This is a genomic window from Streptomyces sp. L500 (assembly GCF_054551825.1).
Window position 1 is genome coordinate 94,286 of record NZ_JBTOLC010000012.1, and the last position, 25,353, is coordinate 119,638.

At 71.0% G+C, this 25,353-nt stretch carries 25 protein-coding genes; 15 read left to right on the top strand and 10 right to left on the bottom strand.

All coding sequences use genetic code 11. From position 1 onward, the window contains the following. Positions 1-37: 37 nt before the first annotated feature. The 3 genes from secG to pgi all read left to right on the top strand — a co-directional run bounded on the left by secG (position 38) and on the right by pgi (position 2,585). On the top strand, positions 38-274 hold the full coding sequence (gene secG / locus ACX9I7_RS14355; RefSeq protein WP_126913623.1) for a preprotein translocase subunit SecG: 237 nt from the start codon (positions 38-40) through the stop codon (positions 272-274). Between the two features lie 183 nt (positions 275-457). Then, positions 458-793: an RNA polymerase-binding protein RbpA gene (locus tag ACX9I7_RS14360; RefSeq protein WP_003957010.1), complete on the top strand. Its 336-nt coding sequence runs from the start codon at positions 458-460 to the stop codon at positions 791-793. Positions 794-932: 139 nt separating this feature from the next. Then, positions 933-2,585 (top strand): glucose-6-phosphate isomerase, encoded by a 1,653-nt coding sequence (pgi, locus tag ACX9I7_RS14365; RefSeq protein ID WP_459387581.1) that lies wholly within the window; start codon positions 933-935, stop codon positions 2,583-2,585. A 94-nt stretch (positions 2,586-2,679) separates the two neighbouring features. On the opposite strand, the gene pgl is transcribed toward pgi, so the two are convergent. Genes pgl through tkt form a run of 5 tightly spaced genes read right to left on the bottom strand, consistent with a single transcriptional unit; the run spans position 2,680 to position 9,267 of the window. Further along, complete coding sequence (gene pgl, locus ACX9I7_RS14370; protein WP_189455002.1) at positions 2,680-3,459, bottom strand: 6-phosphogluconolactonase; 780 nt, start codon at positions 3,457-3,459, stop codon at positions 2,680-2,682. Beyond that, complete coding sequence (opcA, locus tag ACX9I7_RS14375; protein WP_459387546.1) at positions 3,456-4,511, bottom strand: glucose-6-phosphate dehydrogenase assembly protein OpcA; 1,056 nt, start codon at positions 4,509-4,511, stop codon at positions 3,456-3,458. Before opcA ends, pgl begins: the two co-directional genes overlap by 4 nt. Continuing rightward, entirely contained in the window at positions 4,508-6,031 is a 1,524-nt protein-coding gene (gene zwf, locus ACX9I7_RS14380) for a glucose-6-phosphate dehydrogenase (protein ID WP_387577610.1), read from the bottom strand. Before zwf ends, opcA begins: the two co-directional genes overlap by 4 nt. Before the next feature lies 1 nt (position 6,032). After that, positions 6,033-7,148 (bottom strand): transaldolase, encoded by a 1,116-nt coding sequence (tal, locus tag ACX9I7_RS14385; protein WP_189454997.1) that lies wholly within the window; start codon positions 7,146-7,148, stop codon positions 6,033-6,035. Positions 7,149-7,185: 37 nt separating this feature from the next. Continuing rightward, the gene (gene tkt, locus ACX9I7_RS14390) at positions 7,186-9,267 is read right to left on the bottom strand and encodes a transketolase (protein ID WP_387577612.1); all 2,082 of its coding nucleotides are present in this window, start codon (positions 9,265-9,267) and stop codon (positions 7,186-7,188) included. Between the two features lie 455 nt (positions 9,268-9,722). Here tkt and ACX9I7_RS14395 point away from each other — a divergent pair, with 455 nt between their 5' ends. From ACX9I7_RS14395 to ACX9I7_RS14405, 3 genes are all read left to right on the top strand, one after another. Further along, entirely contained in the window at positions 9,723-10,664 is a 942-nt protein-coding gene (locus ACX9I7_RS14395; protein ID WP_189454992.1) for a heme o synthase, read from the top strand. 91 nt (positions 10,665-10,755) lie between these two features. Then, entirely contained in the window at positions 10,756-11,115 is a 360-nt protein-coding gene (locus ACX9I7_RS14400) for a hypothetical protein (RefSeq protein WP_358630166.1), read from the top strand. Between the two features lie 77 nt (positions 11,116-11,192). Beyond that, entirely contained in the window at positions 11,193-12,254 is a 1,062-nt protein-coding gene (locus ACX9I7_RS14405; RefSeq protein ID WP_387577615.1) for an amidohydrolase, read from the top strand. Here the strand turns inward: ACX9I7_RS14405 and ACX9I7_RS14410 are convergent. The 3 genes from ACX9I7_RS14410 to ACX9I7_RS14420 all read right to left on the bottom strand — a co-directional run bounded on the left by ACX9I7_RS14410 (position 12,227) and on the right by ACX9I7_RS14420 (position 14,992). Further along, positions 12,227-13,216 (bottom strand): COX15/CtaA family protein, encoded by a 990-nt coding sequence (locus ACX9I7_RS14410; RefSeq protein ID WP_387577617.1) that lies wholly within the window; start codon positions 13,214-13,216, stop codon positions 12,227-12,229. The two genes, ACX9I7_RS14405 and ACX9I7_RS14410, sit on opposite strands and share 28 nt — an antisense overlap. A gap of 64 nt (positions 13,217-13,280) precedes the next feature. Beyond that, a complete protein-coding gene (locus ACX9I7_RS14415) occupies positions 13,281-14,069 on the bottom strand; it encodes an ABC transporter permease (RefSeq protein WP_387577619.1) in 789 nt (262 codons plus the stop codon). After that, a complete protein-coding gene (locus tag ACX9I7_RS14420) occupies positions 14,066-14,992 on the bottom strand; it encodes an ABC transporter ATP-binding protein (RefSeq protein WP_189454984.1) in 927 nt (308 codons plus the stop codon). Before ACX9I7_RS14420 ends, ACX9I7_RS14415 begins: the two co-directional genes overlap by 4 nt. A gap of 137 nt (positions 14,993-15,129) precedes the next feature. On the opposite strand from ACX9I7_RS14420, the gene ACX9I7_RS14425 reads away from it, so the two are divergent. Genes ACX9I7_RS14425 through ACX9I7_RS14460 form a run of 8 tightly spaced genes read left to right on the top strand, consistent with a single transcriptional unit; the run spans position 15,130 to position 21,782 of the window. Beyond that, on the top strand, positions 15,130-15,930 hold the full coding sequence (locus tag ACX9I7_RS14425) for a helix-turn-helix transcriptional regulator (RefSeq protein WP_459387547.1): 801 nt from the start codon (positions 15,130-15,132) through the stop codon (positions 15,928-15,930). Next, positions 15,927-17,348 (top strand): Fe-S cluster assembly protein SufB, encoded by a 1,422-nt coding sequence (gene sufB / locus ACX9I7_RS14430; RefSeq protein WP_189454980.1) that lies wholly within the window; start codon positions 15,927-15,929, stop codon positions 17,346-17,348. Before ACX9I7_RS14425 ends, sufB begins: the two co-directional genes overlap by 4 nt. 59 nt (positions 17,349-17,407) lie before the next feature. Beyond that, a complete protein-coding gene (sufD, locus tag ACX9I7_RS14435; protein WP_459387548.1) occupies positions 17,408-18,589 on the top strand; it encodes a Fe-S cluster assembly protein SufD in 1,182 nt (393 codons plus the stop codon). Then, positions 18,586-18,906, top strand: a complete 321-nt coding sequence (locus tag ACX9I7_RS14440; protein ID WP_126913610.1) for a non-heme iron oxygenase ferredoxin subunit — start codon at positions 18,586-18,588, stop codon at positions 18,904-18,906. Before sufD ends, ACX9I7_RS14440 begins: the two co-directional genes overlap by 4 nt. A 7-nt stretch (positions 18,907-18,913) precedes the next feature. Continuing rightward, positions 18,914-19,678 (top strand): Fe-S cluster assembly ATPase SufC, encoded by a 765-nt coding sequence (gene sufC, locus ACX9I7_RS14445; RefSeq protein WP_358630146.1) that lies wholly within the window; start codon positions 18,914-18,916, stop codon positions 19,676-19,678. 2 nt (positions 19,679-19,680) lie between these two features. Next, positions 19,681-20,934: a cysteine desulfurase gene (locus ACX9I7_RS14450; protein WP_358630350.1), complete on the top strand. Its 1,254-nt coding sequence runs from the start codon at positions 19,681-19,683 to the stop codon at positions 20,932-20,934. 12 nt (positions 20,935-20,946) lie between these two features. Further along, positions 20,947-21,420, top strand: a complete 474-nt coding sequence (sufU, locus tag ACX9I7_RS14455; RefSeq protein ID WP_459387549.1) for a Fe-S cluster assembly sulfur transfer protein SufU — start codon at positions 20,947-20,949, stop codon at positions 21,418-21,420. Further along, positions 21,417-21,782 carry a metal-sulfur cluster assembly factor gene (locus ACX9I7_RS14460; RefSeq protein WP_358630140.1) on the top strand — a complete coding sequence of 122 codons (366 nt, stop codon included), beginning with the start codon at positions 21,417-21,419 and terminating at the stop codon, positions 21,780-21,782. Before sufU ends, ACX9I7_RS14460 begins: the two co-directional genes overlap by 4 nt. 49 nt (positions 21,783-21,831) lie before the next feature. Here the strand turns inward: ACX9I7_RS14460 and ACX9I7_RS14465 are convergent, their stop codons facing one another. Next, on the bottom strand, positions 21,832-22,824 hold the full coding sequence (locus tag ACX9I7_RS14465; RefSeq protein WP_459387550.1) for an agmatine deiminase family protein: 993 nt from the start codon (positions 22,822-22,824) through the stop codon (positions 21,832-21,834). Positions 22,825-22,881: 57 nt separating this feature from the next. Beyond that, on the bottom strand, positions 22,882-24,123 hold the full coding sequence (locus ACX9I7_RS14470; protein WP_459387551.1) for a S8 family peptidase: 1,242 nt from the start codon (positions 24,121-24,123) through the stop codon (positions 22,882-22,884). 215 nt (positions 24,124-24,338) lie between these two features. Here ACX9I7_RS14470 and dapD point away from each other — a divergent pair, with 215 nt between their 5' ends. Then, a complete protein-coding gene (gene dapD, locus ACX9I7_RS14475; protein ID WP_387577631.1) occupies positions 24,339-25,328 on the top strand; it encodes a 2,3,4,5-tetrahydropyridine-2,6-dicarboxylate N-succinyltransferase in 990 nt (329 codons plus the stop codon). Positions 25,329-25,353: the final 25 nt, after the last annotated feature.

Below are 25,353 nucleotides of genomic sequence, written 5' to 3' on the forward strand. Positions count from 1 at the left end.
TTTTCCATCCAGTCAGTCCGAGAGAGTTGGTCCAGCCGTGGTCATCGGGTTCTCGATCGCCCTCATCGTCTTCAGCTTGCTGCTGATGATGCTGGTGCTCATGCACAAGGGGAAGGGCGGCGGCCTGTCCGACATGTTCGGCGGTGGCATGCAGTCCTCCGTCGGCGGTTCCTCGGTCGCCGAGCGCAACCTCGACCGGATCACCATCGTGATCGGTCTGCTCTGGTTCGCGTGCATCGTCACGCTGGGCGTGCTGATGAAGGTCGGCAGCTGACGCTCCGTCGCGGACGCGGCCTATGATTGAGGGCGCGTCCTCGCGGCCGGGCTGTAACTCCTGCCACTGGACGCGCGTTGGGCCTTACGTAGACTGAGGCGCCCGCAGCGGAGCGGACTGTCGACCCCGCGGCGCAGCCGCTGTTCGGCACAGTGCAGCACCATCACGCAGGGAGTTACGACCGTGGCAAGTGGCAACGCGATCCGAGGAAGCCGGGTCGGGGCGGGGCCCATGGGAGAGGCGGAGCGGGGCGAATCGGCACCCCGACTGCGGATCTCCTTCTGGTGCTCCAACGGGCACGAGACGCAGCCGAGCTTCGCCAGCGACGCCCAGGTGCCCGACACCTGGGACTGCCCCCGCTGTGGCTTCCCGGCCGGCCAGGACCGGGACAACCCACCGGACCCGCCGCGCACGGAGCCGTACAAGACCCACCTCGCCTATGTGCGCGAACGGCGCAGCGACGCCGACGGCGAGGCCATCCTCGCCGAGGCGCTCGCCAAGCTCCGTGGGGAGATCTAGCGCGACGAAAGCGGCCCGGCCGGACACCTTCTGAAGGTGTCCGACCGGGCCGCTCGTCGTTTGCGCCGGGAATCGACGGCTGATCAATTAGGTTGGAGACAGCGGGGAAATTACGAGGAGAAGTGGACCGATGTCCGAGATGAACGCAGAGAGCCGCACCAGGCTGGACCGCACTCCCGAGTGGAACGCGCTCGCCAAGCACCGTGACGAGCTGGGGGAGGTGCACCTGCGCGAGCTGTTCGCCGACGACCCGGGCCGGGCCGACAAGTACACCGTCTCCGTCGGCGACCTCCACCTCGACTACTCGAAGCACCTGGTCACCGACGAGACCCTGCGGCTGCTGCGCGAACTGGCGGCGTCGGCCGACGTCGCCGGCCTGCGGGACGCGATGTTCCGCGGCGAGCGGATCAACACCACCGAGGACCGCGCGGTGCTCCACACCGCCCTGCGCGCACCGGAGTCGGCCGTCATCGAGGTCGACGGCGAGAACGTCGTGCCCGCCGTGCACGCGGTCCTGCGGAAGATGCAGATCTTCACCGACCGGGTCCGTTCGGGTGAGTGGAAGGGCCACACCGGAAAGCGCATCAAGAACGTCGTCAACATCGGCATCGGCGGATCCGACCTCGGACCGGCGATGGCTTTCGAGGCACTGCGCGCCTACACCGCCCGCGACATGACGTTCCGTTTCGTCTCCAACGTGGACGGCGCCGACCTCCACGAGGCGGTCCACGACCTCGACGCCGCCGAGACGCTCTTCATCGTGGCCTCCAAGACCTTCACCACGATCGAGACCATCACCAACGCCACCTCCGCGCGGAACTGGCTCCTCACCGAGCTGCGCGCCGGCGAGGACGCGGTCGCCAAGCACTTCGTCGCGCTGTCCACGAACGCGGAGAAGGTCGCCGACTTCGGCATCGACACCGCCAACATGTTCGAGTTCTGGGACTGGGTCGGCGGTCGCTACTCGTACGACTCCGCCATCGGCCTCTCCCTGATGCTCGCCATCGGCGGCGACCGCTTCCGCGAGATGCTGGCCGGCTTCCACCTGGTCGACGAGCACTTCCGGTGCGCGCCGCCGGAGGAGAACGCGCCGCTGCTGCTCGGCCTGCTGGGCGTCTGGTACGGCAACTTCCACGGCGCGCAGTCGCACGCGGTGCTGCCCTACAGCCACTACCTGTCGAAGTTCGCGGCCTACCTCCAGCAGCTGGACATGGAGTCCAACGGCAAGTCGGTGGACCGTGACGGACAGCCCGTCAGCTGGGAGACCGGCCCGGTCGTCTGGGGCACCCCGGGCACCAACGGCCAGCACGCGTATTACCAGTTGATCCACCAGGGCACGAAGCTCATCCCGGCGGACCTGATCGGCTTCGCCCGGCCGGTGGACGACCTCCAGCCCGGTCTGGTCGCCCAGCACGACCTGCTGATGGCCAATCTCTTCGCCCAGGGCCAGGCCCTCGCCTTCGGCAAGACCCCCGAGGAGGTCGCGGCGGAGGGCGTCCCGGCGGAGCTCGTCCCCCACAAGACGTTCAAGGGCAACCACCCGACGACGACGATCCTCGCGAGCGAGCTGACGCCGTCGGTGCTCGGTCAGCTCATCGCGCTGTACGAGCACAAGGTCTTCGTCCAGGGCGCGATCTGGAACATCGACTCCTTCGACCAGTGGGGCGTCGAGCTCGGCAAGGTCCTCGCGAAGCGGGTGGAGCCGGCGCTGACGGAGGGCACGGACGTGCCCGGTCTCGACGCGTCGACGGCGTCGCTGGTTTCGCGGTACCGCGAGCTTCGCGGGCGCTAGCCGTTGGGCTTCGGCGGGGGCACCCCCAATACGGCGATGGCCCGCCCCCCTTCAGCAAGGGGGGCGGGCCATCGCCGTATCTTCCGGGTGCCCGTCAGGGCGACGCCGGGGGGTACAGGTCGCGGGGGAGGCGGGCCGCCGCGGCCTGGTCCAGGAGCCAGAGCGTGCGGCGCGAGCCGTACGCGCCGGCGGCCGGCGCCTGCACCTCACCCGCACCGCTCAGCGCGAGCGCCACCGCCCCGGCCTTGTCCTCGCCCGCCGCCAGCAGCCAGACCTCCCGGGCCGCCCGGATCGCCGGGAGGGTCAGGGAGACCCGCGTCGGCGGGGGCTTCGGCGCGCCGTGGACGCCGACGACCGTCCGCTCCGTCTCCCGTACACCCGGAAGCTCCGGGAAGAGGGAGGCGACGTGGGTGTCCGGGCCGACGCCCAGCAGCAGGACGTCGAAGGCCGGCACGGGGCCATGGTCCTCCGGGCGGGCCGCGGCGGCGAGCTCGGCCGCGTAGGCCTCCGCCGCCGCGTCCGCGTCGTCGTACGTGCCGTCCGCCGCGGGCATGAAGTGCACCCGCTTCGGGTCCAGCGGCACCGCGTCCAGCAGGGCCTCGCGGGCCTGCGTGGCGTTGCGCTCGGGGTCGCCCTCCGGGAGGAAGCGCTCGTCGCCCCACCACAGGTCCAGCCGGGACCAGTCGACCGCGTCCCGGGCGGGCGCCGCGGCGAGGGCCGCGAGCAGCCCGTTGCCGTTGCGCCCACCGGTGAGGACGACGGACGCGGAGCCGCGGGCGGCCTGGGCGTCCACGATCTTCGTGATCAGCCGGGCCGCCGCGGCCTGGGCCATCAGCTCCTTGTCCCGGTGCACGACGATCTGGGGCGTGCTCACTTCTTCGCCGCCTTCTTGCCCTGGGCCTGGCCCTGGCCCTGGGACTGACCCTGGGTCTGGCCCTGGGAGGGCGCGGAGGGCTTGGGCGCGGCGGAGGGCTCGTCCGACTTCGGCGCCGCCGGCGCCTGGTTCAGCCGGTCCACGCCGTACTTGACCGAGGACGCGTAGATGTCGTCCGGGTCCAGCCGGCGCAGCTCCTCCGCGAGGAGCTCGGCCGTGTCGCGGCGCTTGAGCGCCACGGCCCGGTCGGGCTGGCCGCGCATGGAGAGCGTGGCCAGGGAGCCGTCGGGACGGTCCAGGGTGACGACGCCCGTCTTGGTCTCCAGACGGACGGCCGTGAGGCCGGGGCCGTTCGAGACCGAGCGCGTCACCGGCGCCCCGAGGCGGTCGGCCAGCCACATGGCCAGCAGCTCGCCGCTGGGGTTGTAGGGCTCGCCCTCGACCTCGGCCGAGGTGATCTCGATACCGGGCTGCTGGTCCAGGGCGGCCGCGAGCATGGAGCGCCACGGCGTGATCCGGGTCCAGGCCAGGTCGGTGTCGCCGGGCGCGTAGTGCGCGGCGCGGGCCGACAGCTCGGCGACGGGGTCCTCGGCGGTGTAGGCGTCGGTGACCCGGCGCTGGCCGAGCGCGCCGAGGGGGTCCTTGGCCGGGTTGGCCGGGGAGCCGACGGGCCACCAGACCACCACGGGGGCGTCCGGCAGCAGCAGCGGCAGCACGACCGACTGGGCGTGGTCTATGACCTCGCCGTACAGCCGCAGCACCACCGTCTCGCCGGCGCCGGCGTCCACGCCCACCCGCACCTCGGCGTCGAGGCGGGCCTGGGCGCGCTCGCGCGGCGAGCGGCTGACGCGCTTGATGACGACGAGCTTGCGCGAGGGGTGCTCGCGGGAGGCGTTGTTGGCCGCCTTGAGCGCGTCGTAGGCGTGCTCCTCGTCGGTGACGATGACCAGGGTCAGCACCATGCCGATGGCGGGAGTGCCGATGGCCCGGCGGCCCTGGACCAGCGCGTTGTTGATCTTGCTGGCCGTGGTGTCCGTAAGGTCGATCTTCATGGCCGACGCCAGCTCCGTCCGTCTCGTGCGAGCATCTCGTCCGCCTCGACCGGCCCCCAGGTGCCGGCCGGGTACTGCGCGGGCTTGCCGTTCTTGTCCCAGTACTCCTCGATCGGGTCGAGGATCTCCCAGGAGAGCTCGACCTCCTTCAGGCGCGGGAAGAGGTTCGACTCGCCGAGCAGGACGTCGAGGATGAGCCGCTCGTACGCCTCGGGGCTGGACTCGGTGAAGGACTCGCCGTAGGCGAAGTCCATCGAGACGTCCCGGACCTCCATCGAGGTGCCCGGCACCTTCGAGCCGAAGCGCACGGTCACGCCCTCGTCCGGCTGCACCCGGATGACCAGGGCGTTCTGCCCCAGCTCCTCGGTGGCGGTCTGGTCGAAGGGGGAGTAGGGGGCGCGCTGGAAGACGACCGCGATCTCGGTGACGCGGCGGCCCAGCCGCTTGCCGGTGCGCAGGTAGAAGGGGACGCCCGCCCAGCGGCGGTTGTCGATCTCCAGCTTGATCGCGGCGTAGGTGTCGGTCTTCGACTTGGGGTCGGTGCCGTCCTCCTCGAGGTAGCCGACGACCTCCTCGCCACCCTGCCAGCCGTGGGTGTACTGGCCGCGCACCGTCTCCTTGCCGAGGTCCTTGGGCAGCGAGACCGCGCCCAGCACCTTGGTCTTCTCCGCGGCCACCGCGTCGGCGTCGAAGGAGGCGGGCTCCTCCATCGCGGTCAGCGCCAGCAGCTGCAGGAGGTGATTCTGGATGACGTCACGGGCGGCGCCGATGCCGTCGTAGTAGCCGGCACGGCCGCCGATGCCGATGTCCTCGGCCATGGTGATCTGCACGTGGTCGACGAACGACCGGTTCCAGATCGGCTCGAAGAGGGTGTTGGCGAACCGCAGCGCCAGGATGTTCTGGACCGTCTCCTTGCCGAGGTAGTGGTCGATGCGGAAGACCGCCTCGGCCGGGAACACCTCGTGGACGATCCGGTTGAGCTCCTGGGCGCTCTTCAGGTCGTGACCGAAGGGCTTCTCGATGACGGCGCGCCGCCACGAGCCCTGCTTCTGGTCGGCCAGGCCGTGCTTCTTCAGCTGCTGGACGACCTTGGGGAAGAACTTCGGCGGGACGGACAGGTAGAAGGCGAAGTTGCCGCCCGTGCCCTGCGCCTTGTCGAGCTCCTCGATGGTGGAGCGCAGCGTGTCGAAGGCGTCGTCGTCGTCGAAGTCGCCCGAGACGAACCGGCAGCCCTGGACCAGCTGCTGCCAGACCTCCTCGCGGAAGGGGGTGCGCGCGTGCTCCTTGACGGCGTCGTGCACCACCTGGGCGAAGTCCTCGTCCGCCCACTGCCGGCGGGCGAAACCGATCAGGGAGAAGCCCGGCGGCAGCAGGCCGCGGTTGGCCAGGTCGTAGACCGCGGGCATCAGCTTTTTACGGGACAAATCGCCCGTGACGCCAAAGATGACCAGGCCCGACGGCCCCGCGATACGCGGGAGCCGTCGGTCCAGAGCGTCACGCAGCGGATTGCTGCTGCTCAATTCATGCCTCCGGAGCGAGGCGCTTGAGCTCCGCCTCAGTGGACTTCAGCAGGTCGTTCCACGAGGCCTCGAACTTCTCGACGCCCTCGTCCTCCAGCAGCTGGACGACCTCGTCGTACGAGACGCCCAGCTTCGCGAGCGCGTCGAGCTCGGCCTTGGCCTGCTCGTACGTGCCGCGCACCGTGTCACCGGTGATCCGACCGTGGTCGGCGGTGGCCTCCAGGGTGGCCTCCGGCATGGTGTTCACCGTGTTCGGCGCCACCAGGTCGTCCACGTACAGCGTGTCCTTGTAGGCCGGGTCCTTGACGCCGGTCGAGGCCCACAGGGCGCGCTGCTTGTTGGCGCCGGCCTTCTCCAGGGCCAGCCAGCGGTCCGAGGAGAAGACCTCCTCGTACGCCTGGTAGGCCAGGCGGGCGTTGGCCAGGGCGGCCTTGCCGCGCAGCTCCTTGGCCTCGGCGGTGCCCATGGCGTCCAGCCGCTTGTCGATCTCGGTGTCCACGCGGGACACGAAGAAGGACGCGACCGAGTGGATCAGGGAGAGGTCCTGGCCCGCGGCCTTGGCCTTCTCCAGACCGGTCAGGTAGGCGTCCATCACCGCGCGGTAGCGCTCGAGGGAGAAGATCAGCGTGACGTTGACGCTGATGCCCTTGCCGATCACCTCGGCGATGGCCGGCAGGCCCGCCTTGGTGGCCGGGATCTTGATCAGGGTGTTGGGGCGGTCCACCAGCCAGGCCAGCTGCTTGGCCTCGGCGACCGTGGCGACCGTGTTGTGCGCCAGGCGCGGGTCGACCTCGATGGAGACCCGGCCGTCCTGACCGCCGGTGGCGTCGAAGACCGGGCGCAGGATGTCGGCGGCGTCGCGGACGTCCGCCGTCGTGATCATGCGGATGGCCTCTTCGACGGTGACCTTGCGGGCGGCGAGGTCGGCGAGCTGCTGCTCGTAGCCCTCACCGCTGGAGATCGCCTTCTGGAAGATCGACGGGTTGGTCGTGACACCCACCACGTGGCTCTGGTCGATGAGCTCGGCCAGGTTGCCGGACGTGATGCGCTTGCGGGACAGGTCGTCCAGCCAGATCGCGACGCCTTCGTCGGAGAGGCGCTTGAGTGCGTCTGTCATGGGTTCTGCATCTCCTACAGGTTGTATACGGGCGCCGTCAGCGACGGGCGGCGTCGGCGATCGACTCGCGGGCGGCCTCGACCACGGCGTCCGCGGTCAGGCCGAACTCGCGGTAGAGCACCTTGTAGTCGGCGGAGGCGCCGAAGTGCTCCAGCGAGACGATCCGGCCGGCCTCGCCGACGTAGCGGTACCAGGTCAGGCCGATGCCGGCCTCGACGGCCACCCGGGCCTTGACGTCCGGCAGCAGCACGCCGTCGCGGTACGCCTGGTCCTGCTCCTCGAACCACTCGACGGACGGCATCGAGACCACGCGGGTCGGGACGCCGTCGGCCTGGAGCGCCTCGCGGGCCTCGACGGCCAGCTGGACCTCGGAACCGGTGGCGATCAGGATCACCTGCGGACGGCCGCCCTCGGCGTCGAGCAGGACGTAGCCGCCCTTGGCCGCGCCCTCGTTGGCCTCGTACGTCGGGACGTTCTGGCGGGTGAGGGCCAGACCGTGCGGCGCGGGCTTGGTGGTGTGCCGCTTGACGATCTCGCGCCAGGCGATGGCCGTCTCGTTGGCGTCGGCCGGGCGGACCATGTTCAGGCCCGGGATGGCGCGCAGCGCGGCCATGTGCTCGACCGGCTGGTGGGTCGGGCCGTCCTCGCCGAGGCCGATGGAGTCGTGCGTCCACACGTAGGTGACCGGCAGCTTCATCAGCGCGGCCAGGCGCACGGCCGGGCGCATGTAGTCGGAGAACACCAGGAAGGTGCCGCCGTACACGCGGGTGTTGCCGTGCAGCGCGATGCCGTTCATGGTCGAGCCCATGGCGTGCTCGCGGATGCCGAAGTGGATCGTGCGGCCGTACGGGTTCGCCTCCGGGAGGGGGTTGCCCTCGGGGAGGAAGGACGACGACGCGTCGATCGTGGTGTTGTTCGAGCCGGCGAGGTCGGCGGAGCCGCCCCACAGCTCGGGGATCACGCCGCCCAGCGCCTTGAGGACCTCGCCGGACGCCTTGCGGGTCGCGACGTCCTTGCCGGCCGGGAAGACCGGGAGGGCCTTCTCCCAGCCGTCGGGCAGCTCGCCCGCGACGATGCGGTCGAAGTCGGCGGCGCGCTCCGGGTTGGCCTCGCGCCAGACCTGGACCTGCTTGTCCCAGGCGGCCCGGGCCGCGCGGCCGCGGTCGACGACCTGACGGGCGTGCGCCAGGACCTCGTCCTCGACCTGGAAGTGCTGCTCGGGGTCGAAGCCCATGACCTTCTTGGTCGCGGCGACCTCGGCCTCGCCGAGCGCCGAGCCGTGGGAGGCCTCGGTGTTCTGGGCGTTCGGGGCCGGCCAGGCGATGATCGTGCGGGCCGCGATGATCGACGGGCGCTCGGTCTCGGCCTTGGCGGCCTGGAAGGCCGCGTACAGCGCCTGGATGTCGAAGTCGCCGTTGGCGCCCTGCTCGATGCGCTGGACGTGCCAGCCGTAGGCCTCGTAGCGCTTGAGGACGTCCTCGGAGAAGGCGGTCTCGGTGTCGCCCTCGATCGAGATGTGGTTGTCGTCGTAGAGGGCGACGAGGTTGCCCAGCTTCTGGTGACCGGCCAGCGAGGACGCCTCGGCGGAGATGCCCTCCTCCAGGTCGCCGTCGGAGACGATCGCCCAGACGGTGTGGTCGAAGGGGGACTCGCCCTTCGGGGCCTCCGGGTCGAACAGGCCGCGCTCGTAGCGGGCGGCCATGGCCATGCCCACGGCGTTGGCGATGCCCTGGCCCAGCGGGCCGGTGGTGGTCTCCACACCGACGGTGTGGCCGTGCTCCGGGTGGCCCGGGGTCTTGCTGTCCCAGGTGCGGAAGGCCTTGAGGTCCGCGAGCTCCAGCCCGTAACCCGCCAGGAAGAGCTGGGTGTACAGGGTCAGGCTGGTGTGGCCCGGGGAGAGGACGAACCGGTCGCGGCCGACCCAGTCGGCGTCACTGGGGTCGTGCCGCATCAGCTTCTGGAAGAGCAGGTAGGCCGCGGGAGCCAGGCTCATGGCCGTGCCGGGATGGCCGTTGCCGACCTTCTGCACGGAGTCCATGGCCAGGACGCGGGCGGTATCGACTGCCCTCTGGTCCAGTTCGGTCCATTCGAGGTCTGTGGTGGTCGGCTTGGTGCTCACCCTCGGATCAGGGCTCCTCTCCACATATGCGATCTGCCGGGGGCGGTATGTTCCGCCACGACGCGGCGCTGACGAGCCTACCCCCGCCTGGACGGGCGTTTTTTCGACTCACAGTCGTGCTGCGCGGCTCTCATTTGATCGTCGAGTTCCGGTCGAGTGATCCTCGATCATTTGATCGCCGACCCGGGCAACCGCACCCGGGCGGGATTCATTCCCGTCCCGCTGCGGGGGCCTCCACTCCAGCCTGCCGGGCCCGGCGCCCGCCCGCCTCCCGGAGGGGACCGTTCTGCCGGGTTCGGCCCCGTTCGGCCCGCTGAACCCGGCGCCTCAACACGACCCCACCCCGGCGGAGGCCCCGCTGTCCCCTGCGTCTAGAGTGGCGTAGTACGCGCAAGCCTTTACCCGGGATTCATGCCCGGACGAGCTTGCTGGCCTTATCTCTCTCAGGGGTGTGCGTGACGGCCGTCGAATCCCGTCCTGCGGGGGTGCTCGTCGAGAGCCCTGGTCACCGGCCGTTCGGGGCCCGGGTCAAGGGTTTCGTGGCACTGACGAAGCCGCGCGTCATCGAGCTGCTGCTGATGACGACGGTGCCGGTGATGTTCCTCGCGGCCGAGGGCGTCCCGGACCTGTGGCTGGTGCTGGCCACCTGCGTCGGCGGTTACCTGTCCGCCGGTGGCGCGGGTGCGTTCAACATGTACTACGACCGTGACATCGACGCGATGATGGACCGTACGTCCCAGCGTCCGCTGGTCACGGGCATGGTGTCCCCCCGCGAGTGCCTGGTGTTCGCCAGCGCGCTGACCGTCGGCTCGACGATCTGGTTCTGGTTCCTGGTCAACCCCCTGTCGGCGATGCTCTCGCTCGGCGCCAACGCGTTCTACGTCGTCGTCTACACGATGATCCTCAAGCGGCGTACCGCGCAGAACATCGTCTGGGGCGGCATCGCGGGCTGCCTGCCGGTCATCATCGGCTGGTCCGCGGTGAAGAACGAGGTCTCCTGGGCCTCCCTGATCCTCTTCCTCGTCATCTTCTTCTGGACACCGCCGCACTACTGGCCGCTGTCGATGAAGGTGAAGGACGACTACGAGCGCGTCGGCGTGCCGATGCTGCCGGTCATCGCGGGCAACAAGGCCGTGGCCAAGCAGATCGTCCTCTACAGCTGGGTGATGGTCGGCGTATCGCTGCTGCTCCAGCCGCTGGGGTACACCGGCTGGTTCTACACGGCCGTCGCCGTGCTGTGCGGCGCCTTCTGGCTGAAGGAGGCCCACGCCCTCCAGGCCCGCGCCAAGGCCGGCATCACGGGCGCGAAGCTCAAGGAGATGCGGCTCTTCCACTGGTCGATCACCTACGTCTCGCTGCTGTTCACGGCGGTCGCGATCGACCCGTTCCTCCGGTAGGACCGCGGACCGTCCGATGGGCGGCGCGGGTGGCCAAGGCCACCCGCGCCGCCCATCGCCGTTTGTGCTACCCGTCGGTAGCATCCTGGCCATGGCAGACGACACCAAGCAGGCAGCGGCCGACGCCCCGCAGGCCGACAACAAGCGGGCCGCCAAGCTGGCCAAGCAGATCACCGCCTTCGCCAAGAGCCACGGCGGTGACGCCGAAGGCCAGCTCGCGCACATCGCCCGCGGCACCACCCGGATCGCCCTCGTCGGCGCCAACGGCGAGTGGGGCAACCTCGTCGCCCGCGACATGGAGACCGCGCGGGAAGCCGCCAGGCTCGCCGGGATCACCCTCCACGACGACTTCGACGGGGAACTGGCCGCCAAGGTCCGCACGGGCCCCTACGAGTGGTCCCGCATGGCCGGCATCCAGATCGGCGGGCCGAGGAACCCCGGCGATAACTGACGGCCCCCTCGTCCGTTAGACCCACCGGGAGCGGCGCCCCGGCGCCGCGCGGTGGGGACCGGCGAGGAGGGGGCGCGATGGACGGCAGGATGGACGGCGGCATACCGCCGCTCGTCGACCAGTACAGCCACGGCGCCGTCCACGCGGACCTCGGGCTCGGGGAGTTCGAGACCCATCTGGCCGAGGCCGCCGGGTCCACCGGGCCCGCACCGCCCGGCACCACCTTCTTCGACAGCCGCGCCGGCCTGGCCGTACGCCGCTGGTGCCCGCCCCTGCTGGGGCTGGAGCCGCACTGCGCGCCCGTGAGCTATCTGGCCCGCCGCCGCGAACTGGGCGCCTACCGCGCCGGCCGCCTCCTGCTGCGCGGCGCGGGCATCGGGACGTTCCTGCTGGAGGCGGGCGCCACACCCGCCCTCACCTCGCCGGACGAACTGGCCCACGCCGCCGAGGGCCGCGCCCACGAGGTCGTCCGGCTCGAACCGCTGGCCGCCCGGATCGCCGACACGACCGGAGGTTTGGACGCCTTCCTCGCGTATACGGCCGAAGCGCTCTACGCGGCCTCCGGAAGCGCCACCGCCTTCGCCACCGGCGTCACCTTCTGCGACGACAGCCCCCCGGACGCCACCGAGGTGCGCGAGGCCGCCGGACGCTGGCTGCGCACGCGCCGCACGGGCGACACGCCGGACGACCCCGTGCTCGTCCGCCATCTGCTGTGGAGCGCGGTCGCCACGGGACTGCCCGTCCAGCTGCACTGCGCGCGGCCGCAGCGGCTGGCCGGCTTCCTGCGGGCCACCGCGAGCCGGGGCGTGGACCTGGTGCTGCTCCCGGACCCCTGGCACCGGCGGCAGGCGGCCCAGCTGGCCGCCGCCTTCCCGCACGTCTACGCGGACGTCGGGGCCCGGCCGGAGGAGACACTGCGCGAGGCACCGTTCGGCAAGCTGCTGTTCTCGACCGGGGCGCGGGCCCTGGCGGAGCTCTACGTGGTGGCCGCCCGGCTGTTCACACGCGCCATGGACAAGCTGATGCGCGACTGGGTGGCCGACGGCTGGTGCCGGGCGGCGGAGGCGGCACGGATCGCCTCCCTCGTCGCCGCCGGCACCGCGCGCAGGGTCTACCGGCTGGACGCGGCGGCCGTCTGAAGCGCCTCGTGCTCACCGGCGGGAGCAGGCAGCACCGGCGCCTCGCCGCGCTCGCGCAGCGACAGGAACACCCGCAGCACGGCGACCCACATCAGGCAGGAGCCGAGCATGTGGGCGCCGACGACGATCTCGGGCGAGTCGTTGAAGTACTGCACATAGCCGATCACGCCCTGCAGCATGATCACGACGAACAGCTCGACGACCTTGCGGCGCGGCCCCTCGGGGGACTTCACGGCCCGCAGCGCGAACCACAGCGCCACGGTGAGGCCGACGACGATGTAGACGAAGTCGACGTGCAGCTGGGTGACCTCATGCCAGTCCAGCGGGATGCGGTGGACGTCCTTGGAGGCGTCGCCCGCGTGCCTGCCCGAGCCCGTGACCACCGTGCCCGCCACGATCAGCAGCGCGCTCGCGACCACCAGCACCCAGCCGAGCTGCCGCACCGGGCGGGCCACCACGTCACGCGGCTCGTCGTCGCCCTCACGGGTCCGCAGCCACATGATCGTGGCCACCGTCAGCAGCGAGGTCGCCGCCAGGAAGTGCGCGGCGACGATGTACGGGTTGAGGCCCGTCAGCACGGTGATGCCGCCGATGATGCCGTTGCTCGCGACGATCCAGAACTGCGCCCAGCCCAGCTTCGTCAGGCTGCGGCGGCGCGGGGCACGCGCGCGTGCCGCCACGATCGCCACACCGACCACCGCGCACAGCACATACGTCAGCATGCGGTTGGTGAACTCGATGACGCCGTTGATGCCCATCGCGGGCGTGGGCGTCAGGCTGTCCTCGGTACAGGTCGGCCACGTCGGGCAGCCCAGCCCGGACTGGGTGAGCCGCACCGCGCCGCCCGTCACGACGATGATCACGGACATGACCACGCAGGCGAGCGCGGCCCGCTCGACGAAGCGGGCGGAGGGCTGCCAGCGGTCGGCGACGAGCTGGAGGGGGTTCAGCGTTTTCGGCACGAAGTCATCGTAAGGGGGTGCTTGTGCACGGATTCACGAGGGTCCCGCGTGCCCCGGCCGCGTCCTACTCCCAGCGGAAGAGGCGCGCCGCCGCGCCCAGGCCCAGGACGGCCCACACGCCGAGGATCCCGAGGTCGGCCCAGGGCACGCCCGCGCCGTCGCGCAGCACGTCGCGCAGGCCGCCGGAGAGCGCCGAGATCGGCAGCGCCTCCAGTGCCGCGCGGACGGCGCCCGGGAACTTCTCCAGCGGGACGATCACCCCGCCGCCGACCAGCAGCAGCAGGAAGACCAGGTTGGCCGCCGCGAGCGTCGCCTCGGCCTTGAGCGTCCCGGCCATCAGCAGGCCGAGCCCCGAGAACGCGGCCGTCCCCAGGACGAGCAGCAGGACGACGGCGAGCGGGTCGCCGTGCGGCGACCAGCCGAGCGAGAACGCGACGGCCGTCAGCAGCACGATCTGCAGGACCTCGGTGACCAGCACGGCGGCCGTCTTCGCGGTCATCAGCCCCCAGCGCGGCAGGGGGGACGCGCCGAGCCGCTTGAGCACGCCGTAGCGGCGCTCGAAGCCCGTCGCGATGGCCTGCCCGGTGAAGGCCGTGGACATCACGGCCAGGGCCAGCACACCGGGGGTCAGGAAGTCGACGGACTTGCCTTCACCGCCCGTCTTCGAAGTCGGCACAGTGATGATGTCGACGGCGCTGAAGAGCACCAGCAGGAGCGTGGGGATGACCACGGTCAGCAGCAGCTGCTCGCCGTTGCGCAGCAGCATCCGGGTCTCCAGCGCGGCCTGCGCGCGGATCATCCGCGACAGCGGCGCGGCCCCGGGCCGGGGGGCGAAGGTGCCGGTGGCGGTCATGCGCGCAGCTCCCTACCAGTCAGTTCGAGGAAGACGTCCTCGAGCGTGTGCCGCTCGACCGTTATGCGGTCCGGCATGACCCCGTGCTGGGCGCACCAGGTCGTCACCGTCGCGAGGAGCTGCGGGTCGACCGTGCCGTTGACGCGGTACGAGCCGGGGGCCGGCTCGGCGGCGGCGGAGTCGGCGGGCAGCGCCTTGAGGAGCGAGGCGAGGTCCAGGCCGGGCCGGCCGCTGAAGCGCAGGGTGTTCTCGGCGCCGCCCTTGCAGAGCTGCTCCGGGCTGCCCTGGGCGATGACCTTGCCGCCGTCGATGATGGCGACGTCGTCGGCGAGCTGTTCCGCCTCGTCCATGTAGTGGGTGGTCAGGACGACCGTGACGCCGTCGGCGCGCAGCTCGCGCACCAGGTCCCAGGTGGCGCGGCGGGCCTGCGGGTCCAGGCCGGCCGTCGGCTCGTCGAGGAAGACCAGCTCGGGGCGGCCGACGACGGCCATGGCGAGCGAGAGGCGCTGCTGCTGGCCGCCGGAGAGCCTGCGGTACGTCGTACGGCCGCAGTCGCCCAGCCCGAGACGCTCGATCAGCATGCCCACGTCCAGCGGGTGGGCGTGGAGGGACGCGGTGTGGCGCAGCATCTCCTCGGCGCGGGCGCCCGCGTAGACGCCGCCGCTCTGGAGCATCACGCCGACGCGGGGGCGCAGGTCCGCGGCGTCGGCGAGGGGGTCCAGGCCGAGGACGCGGACGGTGCCGGCGTCGGGCCGCCGGTAGCCCTCGCAGGTCTCGATGGTGGTGGTCTTGCCGGCGCCGTTGGGGCCGAGGACGGCGGTCACGCCGCCGCGCGCGACGGTCAGGTCGAGACCGTTCACCGCGGTCTTCGTCCCGTACCGCTTGACCAGGCCGTGGACCTCGACCGCGGGCTCTTCATGCATGCGGGGAAGTGTACGGAGGGCGGGGCGGAACGGACCCCGGCGGGGGTCGCGGTTAGGTGACCCTAAGTGATCAAAGCCACCGTTCCGTGACCCGGTGGAGCTTGTCGGCCTTCGGGTAATTACGCAACAATGGTGTTGTGAAATACGCGGGCGAGGCTTCGCAGGGCCCCGTGGCCGAGGTGGCCGCCGGGTCGCGCCCGGTGCTGCCCGCGCCGTCGCGAGGGGTGCCCGCTCCCGAGCAGCGCGCTCACGACGAGCAGCACGGCACCCGCAATCGCGTCGCCCGGTCCATCCTCGATCACGGGCCCTCCACCGCCGCCGAGCTGGCCGTGCGGCTGGAGCTGACCTCCGCCGCCGTCCGCCGCCACCTCGACACCCTCGTCGCCGACGGTGTCGTCGAGGCCCGCGAGAAGCGCGTCTACGGGGCGCGCACCCGCGGCCGGCCCGCCAGGGTCTTCGCCCTCACCGACTGCGGCCGGGACGCCTTCGACCAGGCCTACGACAAGCTCGCCCAGGACGCCCTGCGCTGGATCGCCCAGTCCGCCGGAGGCGGCGAGATGGGCGAGGCCGCCGTCGCCGCGTTCGCCCGGGCCCGGATGGCCGCCCAGGCCGAGGGGTATCGCGAGGCCCTGGAGGCCGCCGCCCCCGAGGACCGCGCGGAGGTACTCGCCCGGGCATTGACCGCGGACGGGTACGCTGCTACGGCGCGTAGCGCACCGGTCGGCGAACAGCTTTGCCAGCACCACTGCCCGGTCGCCCATGTCGCCGAGCAGTTCCCGCAGCTGTGCGAGGCGGAGACCGAGGTCTTCTCCCGCCTGCTCGGGACACATGTGCAGCGTCTTGCCACCATCGCCCACGGCGACGGGGTGTGCACGACGTTCATCCCCAAAAAGACCACCACCGCATCCACCAGCACGGCCGGGAGGAACCCCGCATGACTCTCCCCACGGAGACTGCCCACCCTGAGCTCGAGGGCCTGGGCACGTACGAATACGGCTGGGCCGACTCCGACGAGGCCGGTGCCGCGGCCAAGCGCGGCCTCTCCGAGGAGGTCGTCCGCGACATCTCGGCCAAGAAGTCCGAGCCCGAGTGGATGCTCAAGCTCCGCCTGAAGGGCCTGCGGCTCTTCGACAAGAAGCCCATGCCGACCTGGGGCTCCGACCTCTCCGGCATCGACTTCGACAACATCAAGTACTTCGTGCGCTCCACCGAGAAGGCCGCGGCCTCCTGGGAGGACCTGCCGGAGGACATCAAGAACACCTACGACAAGCTGGGCATCCCCGAGGCCGAGAAGCAGCGCCTGGTCGCCGGTGTCGCCGCCCAGTACGAGTCCGAGGTCGTCTACCACCAGATCCGCGAGGACCTGGAGGAGCAGGGCGTCATCTTCCTGGACACCGACACCGCCCTGAAGGAGCACCCCGAGCTCTTCCAGGAGTACTTCGGCACGGTGATCCCGGTCGGCGACAACAAGTTCGCCTCCCTGAACACCGCCGTGTGGTCCGGCGGCTCGTTCATCTACGTCCCGAAGGGTGTCCACGTCGACATCCCGCTGCAGGCCTACTTCCGTATCAACACGGAGAACATGGGCCAGTTCGAGCGGACGCTGATCATCGTCGACGAGGACGCCTACGTCCACTACGTCGAGGGCTGCACCGCCCCGATCTACTCCTCCGACTCGCTGCACAGCGCGGTGGTGGAGATCATCGTCAAGAAGGGCGGCCGCTGCCGCTACACGACCATCCAGAACTGGTCGAACAACGTCTACAACCTGGTCACCAAGCGCGCCGTGGCCTACGAGGGCGCGACCATGGAGTGGGTCGACGGCAACATCGGCTCCAAGGTGACGATGAAGTACCCGGCCGTCTACCTGATGGGCGAGCACGCCAAGGGCGAGACCCTGTCCATCGCCTTCTCCGGCGAGGGCCAGCACCAGGACGCCGGCGCCAAGATGGTCCACATGGCGCCGAACACCTCCTCCAACATCGTCTCCAAGTCGGTGGCGCGAGGCGGCGGTCGCACCTCCTATCGCGGTCTGATCGAGATCGGCGAGGGCGCCCACGGCTCCAAGTCGAACGTGCTCTGCGACGCCCTGCTGGTGGACACCATCTCCCGGTCGGACACCTACCCCTACGTCGACGTCCGCGAGGACGACGTCTCCATGGGCCACGAGGCGACCGTCTCCAAGGTCAGCGACGACCAGCTCTTCTACCTGATGAGCCGCGGCCTGTCCGAGGACGAGGCCATGGCCATGATCGTGCGCGGCTTCGTCGAGCCGATCGCCCGCGAGCTGCCCATGGAGTACGCGCTGGAGCTCAACCGGCTGATCGAGCTGCAGATGGAAGGAGCGGTCGGCTAGCCCCGCCACCGCCTCCCGCAGCGAACCCTTTGTGACAGGAAGAGAGCACGACGACAGCCATGGCTGACAACACTCCCGCCGGCAGCACGACCGACGGCGCCATCCAGGTGGGCGGCCCCCGGCAGCCCATCGACGCCCGGGTGAGCGCGCCCGCCTCCTTCGACGTCGCGGACTTCCCGGTCCCCCACGGCCGCGAGGAGGAGTGGCGCTTCACCCCGCTGGCCCGCCTGCGCGGTCTGCACGACGGCACGGCGGTGGCGGACGGCGCCGGCGTCAAGGTCGAGGTCGAGGCCCCCGAGGGCGTGACCGTGGAGACCGTCGGCCGGGACGACGCCCGGCTGGGCCGCTCCGGCAAGCCGGTCGACCGGGTCGCCGCCCAGGCGTACAGCTCCTTCGAGAAGGCCTCGGTCGTCTCGGTCCCCAAGGACACCGTGCTCTCCGAGCCCGTGCGGATCTCCGTGCGCGGCGAGGGCGGGGTGGCCTTCGGTCACCAGGTCGTCGAGATCGGCGCCTTCGCCGAGGCCGTCGTCGTCATCGACCACACCGGTGACGCCACCCTCGCCGCCAACGTCGAGTACCTCGTCGGCGACGGCGCCAAGCTCACCGTCGTCTCCGTCCAGGACTGGGACGACACCGCCGTCCACGCCGCCCAGCACACCGCGCTGGTCGGCCGCGACGCCTCCTTCAAGTCCGTGATCGTCACCTTCGGCGGCGACCTGGTCCGCCTCCACCCCCGGGTCGTCTACGGCGCCCCCGGCGGCGAGGCCGAGCTCTACGGCCTGTACTTCACCGACAACGGCCAGCACCAGGAGCACCGCCTCTTCGTCGACCACGACACCCCGCACTGCCGCAGCAACGTCGTCTACAAGGGCGCGCTGCAGGGCAAGGACGCCCACGCGGTCTGGATCGGCGACGTCCTCATCCGCGCGGAGGCCGAGGGCACCGACACCTACGAGCTCAACCGCAACCTCGTCCTCACCGACGGCGCCCGCGTCGACTCCGTCCCCAACCTGGAGATCGAGACCGGTGAGATCGTCGGCGCCGGCCACGCCTCGGCGACCGGCCGCTTCGACGACGAGCAGCTCTTCTACCTGATGGCCCGCGGCATCCCGGAGTACGAGGCCCGCCGCCTGGTCGTGCGCGGCTTCTTCGCCGAGCTCGTCCAGCAGATCGGCATCCCCGAGCTGGAGGAGCGCCTCATCGCCAAGATCGAGGCAGAGCTGGAGGCGGCGGTCGCATGAGCGAATTCGTGAAGGTGGCCTCCCTCGGCGAGCTCGAGGAGGACACGCCCAAGCGCGTCGAGGTCGACGGCACCCCGGTGTCCCTCGTCCGCACCGAGGGCGAGGTGTTCGCGATCAACGACATCTGCTCGCACGCGAACGTCTCCCTCTCCGAGGGCGAGGTGGAGAACTGCCACATCGAGTGCTGGCTCCACGGCTCCAGCTTCGACCTGCGCACCGGCAAGCCCGACTGCCTCCCCGCGACGCAGCCCGTCCCCGTTTACCCCGTCAAGATCGAAGGGGACGACGTGCTCGTCTCCGTCACCCAGGAGTCCTGAGTTCCCCATGGCAACGCTTGAGATCCACGACCTCCACGTCTCCGTCGAAGCCGAGAACGGCCCCCGGGAGATCCTCAAGGGCGTCGACCTGACCGTGAAGCAGGGCGAGACCCACGCCATCATGGGCCCCAACGGCTCCGGCAAGTCCACCCTGGCCTACTCGCTGGCCGGCCACCCCAAGTACACGATCACCGGCGGCACCGTCACCCTCGACGGCGAGGACGTCCTGGAGATGTCCGTCGACGAGCGCGCCCGCGCCGGTGTCTTCCTCGCCATGCAGTACCCGGTCGAGGTCCCCGGCGTCTCGGTCTCCAACTTCCTGCGCACCTCCGCCACCGCCGTGCGCGGCGAGGCCCCCAAGCTGCGCACCTGGGTGAAGGAGGTCAAGGAGGCCATGGCGCGTCTCCAGATGGACCCCGCCTTCGCCGAGCGCAACGTCAACGAGGGCTTCTCCGGCGGTGAGAAGAAGCGCCACGAGATCCTCCAGCTGGAGCTCCTCAAGCCGAAGATCGCGATCCTCGACGAGACCGACTCCGGCCTGGACGTCGACGCCCTGCGCGTCGTCTCCGAGGGCGTCAACCGCGTCCGCGAGACCGGTGAGGTCGGCACCCTGCTGATCACCCACTACACGCGCATCCTGCGCTACATCAAGCCCGACTTCGTCCACGTCTTCGCCAACGGCCGCGTCGTCGAGTCCGGCGGCGCCGAGCTCGCCGACAAGCTGGAGAACGAGGGCTACGAGGCGTACGTGAAGGGTGGCGTAACGGCGTGACGATACTGCTGCCGGGCCTCCTCGACACCGACGCGATCCGCAAGGACTTCCCGATCCTGGACCGTGTGGTCCACGACGGGAAGAAGCTGGTCTACCTGGACAACGCGGCCACCTCCCAGAAGCCGCGTCAGGTCCTGGACGTGCTCAACGCCCACTACGAGCGGCACAACGCCAATGTCCACCGCGGCGTGCACGTGCTCGCCGAGGAGGCCACGGCGCTGTACGAGGGCGCCCGCGACAAGATCGCCGCTTTCGTCAACGCCCCGAGCCGCGATGAGGTGATCTTCACCAAGAACGCCTCCGAGTCGCTCAACCTCGTGGCGAACATGCTCGCCTGGGCCGACGAGCCCTACCGGGTCGACCACGACACCGAGATCGTCATCACGGAGATGGAGCACCACTCCAACATCGTGCCGTGGCAGCTGCTCTCGCAGCGCTCGGGCGCGAAGCTGAAGTGGTTCGGCCTCACCGACGACGGCCGCCTCGACCTGTCGAACATCGACCAGGTCATCACGGAGAAGACCAAGGTCGTCTCCTTCGTGCTGGTCTCCAACATCCTGGGCACGGTCAACCCGGTCGAGGCGATCGTCCGCCGCGCCCAGGAGGTCGGCGCGCTCGTCGTCATCGACGCCTCCCAGGCCGCCCCCCACATGCCCCTGGACGTCCAGGCGCTCCAGGCCGACTTCGTGGCCTTCACCGGCCACAAGATGTGCGGCCCGGACGGCATCGGCGTCCTGTGGGGCCGCCAGGAGCTGCTGGAGGACCTCCCGCCGTTCCTCGGCGGCGGCGAGATGATCGAGACCGTCTCGATGCACTCCTCCACCTACGCCCCCGCGCCCCACAAGTTCGAGGCCGGTACGCCCCCGATCGCCCAGGCCGTCGGCCTCGGCGCCGCGGTGGACTACCTCACCTCGATCGGCATGGAGAACATCGCCCGCCACGAGCACGTGATCACGGAATACGCGATCCGCCGGCTCCAGGAGGTCCCCGACCTCCGCATCATCGGCCCCACCACGGCCGAGGACCGCGGCGCGGCCGTCTCCTTCACGCTCGGCGACATCCACCCGCACGACGTGGGCCAGGTCCTCGACGAGCAGGGCATCGCGGTCCGGGTCGGCCACCACTGCGCCCGTCCCGTCTGCCTGCGCTACGGAATTCCGGCGACCACGCGAGCGTCGTTCTACCTGTACTCCACCCCCGCTGAGGTCGACGCGCTGATCGAGGGCCTGGAGCACGTACGGAACTTCTTCGGGTGACAAGGGCTGACTGTGAAGCTTGATTCGATGTACCAGGACGTGATCCTGGACCACTACAAGAATCCCCACGGGCGCGGTCTGCGGGACGGCGACGCCGAGGTCCACCACGTCAACCCCACCTGCGGCGACGAGATCACGCTGCGCGTGCGGCTGTCCGGTGAGACGATCGAGGACGTCTCCTACGAGGGCCAGGGCTGCTCCATCAGCCAGGCGAGCGCCTCGGTGCTCAACGAGCTGCTGGTCGGCAAGGACCTCGATACGGCCCGCCGGATCCAGGAGACCTTCCTGGAGCTGATGCAGTCCAAGGGCCGGCTCGAGCCGGACGACGCCATGGAGGAGGTGCTGGAGGACGCGGTCGCGTTCGCCGGCGTCTCCAAGTACCCCGCACGCGTCAAGTGCGCTCTGCTGAGCTGGATGGCGTGGAAGGACGCGACCGCCCAGGCGCTGGGCGAAGGACCCGAGAACACGGCGAGGAAGACCGCATGAGCGACAACGCAGACGCGACGACCGAGGAAGCGACCGGCGAGGTGACCACCAAGCCGGCCACCGAGGAGGAGGTCCGCGAGGCCCTCTACGACGTGGTCGACCCCGAGCTGGGCATCGACGTCGTCAACCTCGGCCTGATCTACGGCATCCACATCGACGACGCCAACATCGCCACCCTCGACATGACGCTGACGTCCGCGGCCTGCCCGCTGACCGACGTCATCGAGGACCAGGCGAAGTCCGCGACCGACGGCATCGTCAACGAGCTCCGGATCAACTGGGTCTGGATGCCGCCGTGGGGCCCCGACAAGATCACCGATGAGGGCCGCGAGCAGCTCCGCGCGCTGGGCTTCAACGTCTGACGCCTGAGCGGCGCGCTTCAAAACAGCGGCAGCCCGCCTCCTGACCCCGTCAGGAGGCGGGCTGCTGCTGTGTCGCGCAGTGGATGCCGCCCCCGCCCTCCGCGAGCGTGGGGATCTCCACGGTGCGTACGTCGCGCCCCGGGTGGAGGGAGCCGATGATCGCGGCCGCCTCCTCGTCGGCGCGGCGGTCGCCGAAGCGCGGGACGATCACGGCGCCGTTCGCCACGTAATAATTGACGTAGGAGCCCAGGAAGTCCTCGCCCCGCTCGCCCAGGGCGGCGGGGTCGGGCTCCGGGAGCTCGATGATCTCCAGGGCGCGGCCCCGGGCGTCGGTGGCCGACTCCAGGGCCGCGCGGGCCTGTTCGTACACCCGGGCCCACACCGCGGGAGTGTCCACGGGCGGGCGGCTGAGGAGCACGGTGGCGGGCCCGGCGAAGCGGGCGAGGGCGTCGACGTGGCAGTCGGTGACGTCCTCGCCGCGCACGCCCGGAAGCCAGATCACCTTCCGGGCGCCGAGCAGCCCGGCGAGATCCCGCTCGACGGCGTCGCGGGTCCGGCCCGGGTTGCGGTTGTCGTTGACCAGCGAGCTCTCGGTGACGAGCAGCGTGCCGTCGCCGTCGGTCTCCAGGGAGCCGCCCTCGGCGACGAGAGGGGCCTCGATCCGTGGGACGCCGAGCAGCTCCAGCAGGCGCCGGGCCACCAGGCCGTCCCGCGCGTGCTCCTGCTTGCCGCCCCAGCCGTTGAAGCCGAAGTCGACGCCGTGGAGCGTCCCGTCCTCGCCGGTGACGAACACCGGCCCGGAGTCGCGCAGCCAGAGGTCGTCCACGGGCAGCTCCACGACCTCCACCGCGCCGCCGCACGCCCGCCGGGCGCTCGCCGCGTCCTTCGGCGAGGCGAGCAGCACGACCGGCTCGTGGTCGGCGATCGTCCGGGCGATCGCGGCGACGTCCTCGCGGACGGCGGCCGTCCACCTGCCCCAGACCGGGCCGGCCGGGGGCCAGCCCATGAACGTCACCGCGTGCGGCCGTGTCTCGGACGGCAAGTGATGCATCGTCGGGTTTCCCTGGCATCGGCGGCATGGATCCCTGACGATTGTCCGTCAGAGACCGCCCGTGTACAGCAGCCGGTTGGGCGTGCCCGGCTTGATGTCCGTCACCACGTCCTTCGTGGACTGCGCGATGAGCCAGTTGACGACCGTCGCCGAGCTCGCGGCGGGGTTCTGCGCCTTGTACAGGGCCGCGACGCCCGTGACGAACGGGGTGGCCTGCGAGGTGCCGCTCTTGGTGGTGGTGCCGCCGCCCACCCGCAGCGAGAGGATCTCGTCGCCCGGGGCGAGGATCCGCGCGCACGGCCCGTAGCTGGTGAAGTCCGTCATCTGGTCCATGCGGTTCGTCGCGCCCACGGCCAGGGCCTGGAGGGCGGCGGCAGGGGAGTGGTTGCAGGCGCTGTCGTTGGAGTTGCCGGCCGCGACCAGCGGCGGCGTCCCCTTGGCCGCCACGCTGTTGGCGGCGTTGTCCATGGCTTGCGACATCGGGCCGACGAGCGAGGCGTTGAGGACCGAGGCGGGCGGCGCGCTCGTGGACACGTACTCGAAGCCGGAGACGATGGCCGAGGTCGTGCCCCGCCCGGCGCAGTCCAGCACCCGCACGCTGACCAGCGACGCCCGGCGCGCCACCCCGTACGTCGCGCTGCCCACCACCCCCGCCACGTGGGTGCCGTGGCCGCTGCCGGTGGCGCAGTCCCGGGCGTCGCCGCCCGCGGTCACCTCGTCGACGCCCTTGCGGGCCCGGCCGCCGAAGTCGGGGTGGGAGTAGTCGATGCCGGTGTCCATGATGTAGGCCGTGACGCCCTCGCCGGTGCCGTTGACGGTGAACCGGCCGTCCAGGGGCAGGGTGCGCTGGTCCACGCGGTCCAGTCCCCAGGAGTCCGTCGCCGCCCGGGGGCGTATGGACGGGGGACCCTCGGCCGCCTGGGCGTAGACCGCGTCCTCCTCCACGGCCTCGACCTCCGGGGAGCTGCGCACGGCCTCCAACTGCTGCGGGGTGAGCCGGGCGGCGAAGCCGGTCAGGGTGTGGGTGTAGATGCGGTCCGGGACGACGCCCAGCACGCTCGTCAGCGTGCGCGGGCTGGCGCCCTTGCGCAGGGTGACGATGTAGTGCCCGGGCACCGGCTCGCCGGCCGTCCTGCGCAGCGGCGCCAGGCGGGCCGGGTGCGCCCGGTGCGCCGAGTGCGCCGAGCGGCCGGGGCCGGGGCGGTGGTCGGCCGCCGCGACCGGGGCGGCGGCGGTGAGCGGGAGGGCCAGGACCAGGGCCGTGGTCAGGCAGCGCCGGAGCTGTCTCATGCGGCATCCGTTCACGACGGGACAGTGGACAGTGGAGCGGGCGGGAGCGCCCACTCCACTGGATATGCCGGTTCATCCGGGCGGGCGACGCGAGCGCGGCCGACCGGCTGGCGGGGCTGCGCCATCCGCGTGACCGGTGTGTGGCGGGCCGGTAAGGGGTGCGGGTGGGGCGGCCGGTTCGCCTTGGGCGGGCCCGTCCGGTTAGGTTTCCGGACATGACCGATGCTGTTGTTTCCCGTACCACCGGCGCCGTCGCCGCCGGCCTCGCCACCGTCGCCGCGGACGGTACCGTCCTCGACACCTGGTTCCCGGCCCCCGAGCTCACCGACGCCCCCGGCCCGGCCGGCACCGAGCGGCTGACCACCGAGCGGGCCGCGGAGCTGCTCGGCGAGGGCGTCCTCAAGGCGGTGGGCCCGGACCCGCGCCGCGGGGTCGAGGTCGTCGCCGTCCGCACGGTCATCGCCTCGCTCGACGACAAGCCGGCCGACGCGCACGACGCCTACCTGCGGCTGCACCTGCTCTCCCACCGTCTGGTCAAGCCGCACGGGCAGAACCTCGACGGCGTCTTCGGCCTGCTCGCGAACGTCGCCTGGACCTCGCTGGGCCCGGTCCCCGTCGACCAGGTCGAGGCCGCGCGCCTTGCCGCCCGCGCCGAGGGCCTCCACCTCCAGGTGACGAGCGTCGACAAGTTCCCGCGCATGACCGACTACGTCGTCCCCTCCGGCGTCCGCATCGCCGACGCCGACCGGGTCCGCCTGGGCGCCCACCTGGGCTCCGGCACCACCGTCATGCACGAGGGCTTCGTCAACTTCAACGCCGGCACGCTCGGCACCTCCATGGTCGAGGGCCGGATCAGCGCGGGCGTCGTCGTCGGCGACGGCACCGACATCGGCGGCGGCGCCTCCACCATGGGCACCCTGTCCGGCGGCGGCAAGCAGATCATCTCCATCGGCGAGCGCTGCCTGCTGGGCGCCGAGTCGGGCATCGGCATCGCGCTGGGCGACGAGTGCGTCGTCGAGGCGGGCCTCTACGTCACCGCCGGCACCCGGGTCACCATGCCGGACGGCGAGATCGTCAAGGCCCTGACCCTGTCGGGCGCCGACAACATCCTCTTCCGCCGCAACTCCACCACGGGCGCCGTCGAGGCCCGCCCGTACAAGAGCACGTGGGGCGGGCTCAACGAGATCCTGCACAGCAACGACTGACGTGAGCGGGGGCGGGGTTCACCAC